The organism is Streptomyces sp. NPDC090741 (assembly GCF_044769045.1).
In the GTDB taxonomy this organism is placed as follows: Bacteria; Actinomycetota; Actinomycetes; order Streptomycetales; family Streptomycetaceae; genus Streptomyces.
On record NZ_JBIVXF010000032.1, the window covers coordinates 30,079 to 37,808 of the forward strand.

General features: G+C 72.4%; 10 protein-coding genes. 6 read left to right on the plus strand and 4 right to left on the minus strand.

The features are described 5' to 3' along the window. From ACIQU4_RS41565 to ACIQU4_RS41585, 5 genes are all read left to right on the plus strand, one after another. Nucleotides 1–1,190, plus strand: a 1,190-nt coding sequence (locus tag ACIQU4_RS41565; protein WP_403742901.1) for a pseudouridine synthase, incomplete at its 5' end; no start/stop codon positions are given. A gap of 129 nt (nt 1,191–1,319) precedes the next feature. Continuing rightward, nucleotides 1,320–1,916 carry a nicotinamide riboside transporter PnuC gene (gene pnuC / locus ACIQU4_RS41570; protein WP_403742903.1) on the plus strand — a complete coding sequence of 199 codons (597 nt, stop codon included), beginning with the start codon at nt 1,320–1,322 and terminating at the stop codon, nt 1,914–1,916. Then, on the plus strand, nt 1,913–3,001 hold the full coding sequence (locus ACIQU4_RS41575) for an AAA family ATPase (RefSeq protein WP_403742906.1): 1,089 nt from the start codon (nt 1,913–1,915) through the stop codon (nt 2,999–3,001). Before pnuC ends, ACIQU4_RS41575 begins: the two co-directional genes overlap by 4 nt. Then, nucleotides 2,965–3,735, plus strand: a complete 771-nt coding sequence (locus ACIQU4_RS41580; protein ID WP_403742908.1) for an NUDIX hydrolase — start codon at nt 2,965–2,967, stop codon at nt 3,733–3,735. Before ACIQU4_RS41575 ends, ACIQU4_RS41580 begins: the two co-directional genes overlap by 37 nt. Beyond that, nucleotides 3,732–4,748, plus strand: a complete 1,017-nt coding sequence (locus ACIQU4_RS41585) for an ADP-ribosylglycohydrolase family protein (RefSeq protein WP_403742911.1) — start codon at nt 3,732–3,734, stop codon at nt 4,746–4,748. The genes ACIQU4_RS41580 and ACIQU4_RS41585 overlap by 4 nt, the downstream gene beginning before the upstream one ends. Nucleotides 4,749–4,827: 79 nt before the next feature. Here the strand turns inward: ACIQU4_RS41585 and ACIQU4_RS41590 are convergent, their stop codons facing one another. From ACIQU4_RS41590 to ACIQU4_RS41605, 4 genes are all read right to left on the minus strand, one after another. Further along, complete coding sequence (locus ACIQU4_RS41590; protein ID WP_403742914.1) at nt 4,828–5,340, minus strand: hypothetical protein; 513 nt, start codon at nt 5,338–5,340, stop codon at nt 4,828–4,830. Between the two features lie 66 nt (nt 5,341–5,406). Further along, entirely contained in the window at nt 5,407–6,132 is a 726-nt protein-coding gene (locus ACIQU4_RS41595; RefSeq protein ID WP_403742916.1) for a DNA polymerase beta superfamily protein, read from the minus strand. A 28-nt stretch (nt 6,133–6,160) separates the two neighbouring features. Continuing rightward, the gene (locus tag ACIQU4_RS41600; protein WP_403742919.1) at nt 6,161–6,643 is read right to left on the minus strand and encodes a Rieske (2Fe-2S) protein; all 483 of its coding nucleotides are present in this window, start codon (nt 6,641–6,643) and stop codon (nt 6,161–6,163) included. A gap of 88 nt (nt 6,644–6,731) precedes the next feature. Then, nucleotides 6,732–7,073, minus strand: coding sequence for a DUF952 domain-containing protein (locus ACIQU4_RS41605; RefSeq protein ID WP_403742922.1), 342 nt, complete (start codon nt 7,071–7,073; stop codon nt 6,732–6,734). Between the two features lie 107 nt (nt 7,074–7,180). On the opposite strand from ACIQU4_RS41605, the gene ACIQU4_RS41610 reads away from it, so the two are divergent. After that, nucleotides 7,181–7,639 carry a YidB family protein gene (locus ACIQU4_RS41610; protein WP_403742925.1) on the plus strand — a complete coding sequence of 153 codons (459 nt, stop codon included), beginning with the start codon at nt 7,181–7,183 and terminating at the stop codon, nt 7,637–7,639. The last annotated feature ends 91 nt before the right edge of the window (nt 7,640–7,730 follow it).

Consider the following 7,730-nt stretch of genomic DNA (forward strand, 5'->3'; position numbering starts at 1 on the left):
GGAGCTCCAGCGGCGGCTCCTCCTCCGGCGGTGGCTACCGCGGCGGCAGCTCCAGCGGCGGCGGCTACAGCGGTGGCTCCGGCGCCCCGCGCGACCGGGACCGCGACCGCGACCAGGCCCCGCAGCGGCCCCGCAACCCCCGCCCCGAGGAGCGCCGCTACGACGTCGGCCCCGAGGGCGAGCGCAGCCGCGGCGGCGCCAAGGCCGGCGGCGGCGGTGCCCGCGGCGCGGGCGACGGCAACCGTGGCGGCGGCGCCCGTGGTGACGCGGCGCGCGGCGGTGCCAAGGGCGGACCCCGCACCTCCAGGACCCCCGGCATCGGCGGGGCCGGCGGCCCGCGCAGCGGCCCCGGCAGCCGCAGCGGCCAGTCCCGCCCCCGCGAGCTGGACGCGCGGATCGAGGAGCGCGTGCGCGACCGGTACGCCGACAAGCCCGTGATCAAGACCCCGAAGACCTTCCCGGGCGCCGAGGAGGAAGGCGAGCGCCTGCAGAAGGTGCTCGCCCGTGCCGGCATGGGTTCGCGCCGCGCGTGCGAGGAGCTCATCGAGCAGGCCCGCGTCGAGGTCAACGGCGAGATCGTGCTGGAGCAGGGCAAGCGCGTCCAGCCGAAGGACGAGATCAAGGTGGACGGCCTGACGGTCGCCACCCAGTCGTACCTGTTCTTCGCGCTGAACAAGCCCGCCGGCGTCGTCTCCACCATGGAGGACCCGGACGGCCGCCAGTGCCTCGGGGACTACGTCACCAACCGCGAGACCCGGCTCTTCCACGTCGGCCGGCTCGACACGGAGACCGAGGGCATCATCCTGCTCACCAACCACGGTGAGCTGGCCCACCGCCTCACGCACCCGAAGTACGGCGTGAAGAAGACGTACGTGGCCGCCATCACCGGCTCGCTGCCGCGCGACATCGGCAAGCGGCTCAAGGACGGCATCGAGCTGGAGGACGGGTACGCCCGCGCCGACAACTTCCGCGTGCTGGACCAGGTCGGCAAGAACTACATGGTCGAGGTGACCCTCCACGAGGGCCGCAAGCACATCGTCCGCCGCATGCTGGCCGAGGCCGGCTTCCCGGTCGACAAGCTGGTCCGGACCTCCTTCGGCCCGATCGAGCTGGGCGACCAGAAGTCCGGCTGGCTGCGCCGCCTGACCAACACCGAGGTCGGCATGCTCATGCGCGAGGTCGGTCTGTAACCCCTCGCCCAACGGCTGGGAGAAGCCCGCAGTGCCCCCGTGGCACTGCGGGCTTCTTTCGCTTGTCAGGACCCCGCCCGCCTGTTTATAGTCAACATGACTATTAAAGAACGAGGGGGGTCGGCCGTCATGGGCTGGACCGAGATCCTGGGCTTCGCCACCGGAGCCGTGTGCGTCTGGCTCGTCGCCCGGCAGCACGTCGCGAACTGGCCCATAGGCATCGCGAACAACGTCTTCTTCATCGTGCTCTTCGCCCAGTCCGGCCTGTACGCCGACGCCGGGCTGCAGATCGTCTTCATCGCCCTCGCCGCGTACGGCTGGTGGTCCTGGACCCACGGGGGTGGACCAGGAACCGCGAAGGCCCTGCCGGTGCGACGCACCACGCGCACCGAATGGGCCGTACTGGCCGCGGCGGGGGCGGTGGGGGTGCTCGGGCTCACGCTCCTGCTGAGCCGGGTCACCGACTCCACCGTCCCGTTCTGGGACGCGCTGACCACCGGGCTCTCGCTCACGGCCACGTACGGGCAGTGCCGCAAGCTCGTCGAGTCCTGGTGGCTGTGGATCGCCGCCGACCTCGTCTACATCCCGCTGTACGCGTACAAGGGCCTCTACCTGACCTCGGCCCTGTACGTCGGCTTCCTCGCGCTCTGCGTGGTCGGCCTGCTCGGCTGGCGCCGTACGCTCCCCGCGCGGGGCGCCCGCACTGCGGCGGAGGCGACGGCATGAGCGGCGCGAGGCGTTACGGGCACGGACTGGTCCTCGGCAAGTTCTACCCGCCGCACGCCGGGCACCACCACCTCGTGCGCACCGCCCAGGAGCAGTGCGAGCGGCTGACCGTTCTGGTGTGCGCGGCATCGGTGGAGTCGGTGCCGCTCGCCGACCGGGTGGCGTGGATGCGCGAGGCGCACCCGGGGGCGGATGTCGTCGGCGCGGTCGACGACATCCCGGTCGACCTGCACGACCCGGCGGTCTGGGAGGCGCACATGGCGCTCTTCCGGGGCGCGGTGCCGGGGCGCGTCGACGCCGTCTTCACCTCGGAGGAGTACGGGACGGAGCTCGCCCGGCGGTTCGGGGCCGAGGAGGTCTGCGTGGACCCGGGGCGTACCCGCTTCCCCGTCTCCGGTACGGCGGTGCGGGCGGATCCGGTCGGGAACTGGGAGTTCCTGGGGCCGGGCGTACGGGCGGCCCTGACCCGGCGGATCGTCGTACTCGGCGCCGAGTCGACCGGTACGACCACCCTGTCGCGGGCGCTCGCGGCGCACTACCGGGCGCGCGGCGGGGTGTGGGCCCGGACGGGCTGGGTCGCGGAGTACGGGCGCACGTACAGCGAGGAGAAGCTGGCGGCCGCGCGGGCCGCGGACCCGGCGGTGACCTGGGAGGACGTGCCCTTCCGGTCGGAGGAGTTCCCGGTGATCGCGCGCCGACAGGACGCGGAGGAGGAGCGGGCGGCGCGGTCGGGTTCTCCGGTGCTGATCTGCGACACCGACTCCTTCGCGACCGGCATCTGGCACGAGCGCTACATGGGAGGGCGCAGCGAGGAGGTCGAGAAGACCGCCGCGCTGACGCACCGGGACCTGTACCTCCTCACGGACCACGCGGACGTGCCCTTCGAGGACGACGGGCTGCGTGACGGACCACAGCTGAGACCTTGGATGACGGAGCGCTTCCGCGAGGAACTCAGGCGCACGGGCAGGCGTTTCCTGACCGTGAGCGGGGACCGCGAGGCGCGGCTGGCGACGGCCGTCGAGGCGGTCGAGGAGCTGCTGGCCGGCGGATGGCAGTTCGCGGACCCCCTGCCGGAGAACCGATGAAGGGGTACGACCGGTACGCCTACGAACCCTTCGCCGTGACGGTCGACCTGGCGGTGTTCACGGTCCGCGGCGGGTCACTGCACGTGCTGCTGATCCGGCGCGGGCAGGAGCCGTACGAAGGCGCCTGGGCCCTCCCCGGCGGCTTCCTGCTGCCGAGGGAGTCCGCGGAGACGGCGGCCCGCCGGGAACTGGCCGAGGAGACCGGCCTGTCGGAGGCGGTCGTCGCCGCGCTGCACCTGGAGCAGTTGCGCACGTACAGCGATCCGGACCGCGATCCGCGGATGCGGGTGGTCTCTGTGGCCTTCACCGCGCTGGTCCCGCACATGCCGGAGCCGGCGGCGGAGGGAGGCGGGGACGCGGCGCAGGCGCGCTGGGTGCCGGTGGGGGAGGCCGGGGAGGCCGCGGACCTGGCCTTCGACCACGCGCAGATCCTGTCCGACGCGCGCTCCCGCATCGGGGCGAAACTCGAATACACCTGCCTGGCCACGGGGTTCTGCCCGCCCGAGTTCACCCTCGGGGAGCTCCAGTCCGTCTACGAGACCGTCTGGGGCACCCCCCTGGACCGGCCGAACTTCCGCCGCAAGGTGCTGGCCACGCCCGGCTTCGTCGAGGCCGTGCCGGGGGCGGCCCGGCTGACCGGAGGCCGCGGCAAACCGGCCGCGCTGTACCGGGCGGGCCCGGCGGCCGCCCTCCACCCCCCGCTGCTCCGTCCTACGGAAGGAATCCAGAAGTGAACCTGCAGAAGCGGGCGGCGACGGGTGCCCTCGTCGGCCTGGCCCTGGGCGACGCCCTGGGCTTCCCGACGGAGTTCAACGACGTCCCGTCGATCCTGGCGAAGACCGGCCCGTGGCGCGAGATGCGACTGCCGAGCCCGGCGATCGTCACGGACGACACGCAGATGACGCTGGCGCTGGCGCGCGGCATGCGGACGGCGGCGGAACGCGGGCCGGTGGGCCCGCTCCGCCTGACCCGCCCGGTCCGGGAGGAATTCGTCGACTGGTACCACTCCCCGGAGAACAACAGAGCGCCTGGCAACACCTGCCTGCGAGCGTGCGGCCTGCTGAACGACCCTTCCCGGGACTGGCGGGACGCGAGCCAGATCGGCTCGAAGGGCTGCGGGGCGAACATGCGGGTTGCCCCGGTGGGCCTGGTCCCCGGCTGGACGGATGAGGAACGCGCCGGCGCGGCCCAGCTCCAGTCGGCCCTGACCCACGGCCACCCGACGGCCCTCGCGGCCTCCGACCTGACGGCCCGGGCGGTGTACCTCCTCGCGCAGGGGACCGAGGTGACGGGCCTGGTCGGCCAGCTGCGCTCGTACGCCCTGCACCACCGCACCCGCTACCACGAGCGCTGGCTGGGCGACCTGTGGATGCGCACGGCGTCGGACGCGAGCCCGGAGTCCTTCATCGCCCGGGGCTGGGACGACTGCCTGGCCGTCCTGGACCGCCTGACGGCGGCGCTGAAGTCGCCCTCTCCGGAATCGGACCCGTGCCTGACGACGGGCGACGGCTGGATCGCGGAGGAGGCCCTCGCCACGGCTCTCCAGTGCTTCCTCCTCTTCCCGGACTCCCCCCTGACGGCCCTGCGCCGCGCGGCCTGCACGAGGGGCGACTCGGACTCGATCGCCTGCCTGGCCGGCGCCTTCGCCGGCGCCCACCTCGGCGCGGACGTCTGGCCCCGCGACTGGGAGGCCCGCATCGAATACCGAGACGAACTCCTGTCTTTCGGCGCCCTCTGGGACGCGTGACGGATCCCCTGCGCACGAGAGCCCCCACCGGAACCGCATTCCGGCGGGGGCTCTCGCGCGTACGGCAGGTCAGGTCAGGTCAGGCGCTGGCGATAGGGATGAGCAGGCAGCATACGAGCGCCATGAGGACGCAGCCATCGGTTACCCACGCCCGGGTCGGGCGCCGGACAGGCAGGGCGTCGTCGCCGGTCCGATGCCCGGCCATGATGGCTTTGATCACGGCTACCGCCTTGTCGGAACTGCCGACGAAGTGGTCGAGGATCGAACCGGCGAACCCAAGGGGCTGGATCTCGACCGCCTGCAACGTGGTGATGACCGGATTGCCGTTCTGGTCGGCCGCCACCTTTGCCACATGCCGGCACGGGATGTCGTAGGTGAACAGCGGGTTCACGACCGTGACCCGCTGCCTGCCGAGTATGACGCGCGACTCGGCGATCCGGCGGACGAAAGCGATCATGCCCAGGAAGATTGCCATCCCTGTGAGCAGGGAGGGGTCAAGCCCGCCGGGCGTCTCCCCGCCGGGCAGCATGCTGATCCCCATCCCCAGTACGGCCACACCGAATCCGAAGGTGACGATCGCCGAAAACGCCATGAAGGTCCGTCTTCCACAACATCCGCTACGCCAGCGGTAACTGGGAAGGATGGGAGCTGCTCGACTTCACGGCCAAGTCGGCGGCGCCCAGGCGAGGGCCGAGGTGCGGCGGGTGTGGAGGAGGAAGTCGGCCACTCGGGCGTGGTCCGGGTCCGGGGGGAGGGGGGTGGTGGTCAGGGCCGTGTCCGCGTCCTCGTGGAGGCGGGTCATCCAGGTGTCCGCCTCCGGCCAGGTGAGTTCGCCGCGCCTGACCGCGAGCAGGCGGTCGCGGTGCTCGGTGGCGTCGATCGTCAGGCGGCCCGTGCGCAGCAGGTCGCGGCAGGACAGCAGCAGGCGCAGCAGGTGCATGGCGTGCTTCCAGCGCGGGGCGCCGTGGATGCGTACGTCCGCGACGAGCTTGGCGTGCTGGGACATCGCGTACCGGGTGAAGGTGGCGTGCGCCCGGCGGGACAGGAAGGCCTCCCGGAGGGAGAGGAGTTCCTCGCCCAGCGGGGTCAGCCGTTCCACCAGCGGGGAGTGCAGGCACTCCAGGATGTTCGGGTTGGCCCGCAGGGCGAGTTCGCAGAAGCGCTCCAGCTCCCAGGAGAACTCCTCCTCCCGCGGGCCCTCCACATGCGTCGGCGGCTTCTCGAAGCGCCAGAAGAGCGGCGTCGGGGCCAGGTAGACGCCGCGCCGGTCGGTGTCGCTCGCCTCCGTCGCCAGGCCGAACGCCCGGGAGCCCGTCACGCACGCGTAGATCGTGTGGTCGCGTACGAGGGCGAGGGCTTCCGGGGGCGTGGTCGGCTGGTTCATCCCGGGAGCCTAGGCCGGGGCGGCCGGGCTACGCGAGCGAGATATCCCCGTCCGGGGCCACCGTGATCTGCTTCTCCGCCAGGGGGCGGGTCGCCGGGCCGTGGGCCACCGCGCCGTCCGCGATCTGGAACTTGCTGCCGTGGCAGGGGCAGTCGATGGTGCCGGCCTCCACCTTGGACACGATGCAGCCCTGGTGCGTGCACACGGCAGTGAAGCAGCGGAAGGACCCGGCCGTGGGCTGGGTGACCACCAGCTTCTTCTCCTTGAGGATCGTGCCGCCGCCCACCGGCACCGCAGAGGATTTGAGCAGCGCCGTGCCCGTGCCCGTTCCCGTCGAGGAGGAAGGCGAGGAGGAAGGCGTGGCCGCCGCCTCCGGGGTCGAAGGGTTGCCGGGCTCGCTCTTCGGGGTCTTGGCCTCGCCGCCGCACGCGGTGAGCGTGCCGCCGGCCAGCGCGGCGGCTGCTCCTGCCGCCAGTACCGTACGGCGTGCCGTCGGCGTGGGGTCGCTCATGGGGTGCTCCTCGATCGGGTCGCTCCGGGATGGCGAGCAGCATCCTGGCGTGTCGGGGGCCCCAGGAGAAGCCCCCGCGCCGCCCGGTTCAGGAGCCCGGCTCCCACGGGGCCAGTTCCGCCGGGCCGCCGGGCGTGCGCACGACCTCCCAGACGCGGACCACGGCCGCCCGGTCCAACGGGCCGTGGACGTGCGGGTAGCGGCCGCCCGATTCACCCTCGCGGCGGACCTCCGAGGTCAGGGCCCGCTCGTCGAGCTCGACGGCCAGCAGCGGACCCGGTACGTCGCGGTAGTGCGCGTCCGCGATCGCGAGCACCGTCGGGCGGTCCGCAGAACAGTGCACGAAGCCCTCCGAGTCGAGCGAGGAGGGGGCGTACGGAAGCTCGGGCGCGGCGGTCCAGTCGGCGAGCGGCACGATGTGGAAGATCATGTCGATCGTTCTACCGCAGGGTCTGCCGAACGCTTGCACCAAGTGGCGGAATGGGGTGGATCGGGTGACATTGTCCGTGTCCCGAACCCTCTCGAAAGGCATGGACGATGGCGGGTAACGACCTCGGCTCCCTTCTGGGCAGCCTCCTCGGAGGCGGTAGCGGCAGCGGCAGCGGCGGCCAGGCAGGCGGTGGCGGCGGCGGCAACATCCTCGGCGCGCTGCTCGGCGCCCTCATGGGCGGCGGCGGTGCGGGCGGGGCCCAGGCGGCCGGAGGCGGGAACAACCCGCTCGGCGGGCTGATGGACATGCTCAGCAAGTCCGGTCTCGCCGACCAGGCGCAGTCCTGGATCGGTACGGGCGACAACAAGCCGGTCAGCGGTGCCCAGATCGCCGAGGCGCTGCCGGACGACACCCTGCAGAAGGTCGCCGAGCAGGCGGGAGTCAGCCCGCAGGAGGCCGCCGACCAGATCGCGCGGCAGCTGCCGCCGGCCGTCGACAAGCTGAGCCCGGCCGGTTCGATCCCGAGCGGGTCGCTCGAAGACATCATCCGGCAGCAGAACCTCTAGGTCGTGTCGTCAAAGTCCCGTCTGGTCGGCGGGGTCTGGCACGCACGCTCGCCGCGTTGTCGTCGGTCACCGACGTCCCCCAGCTACCGCT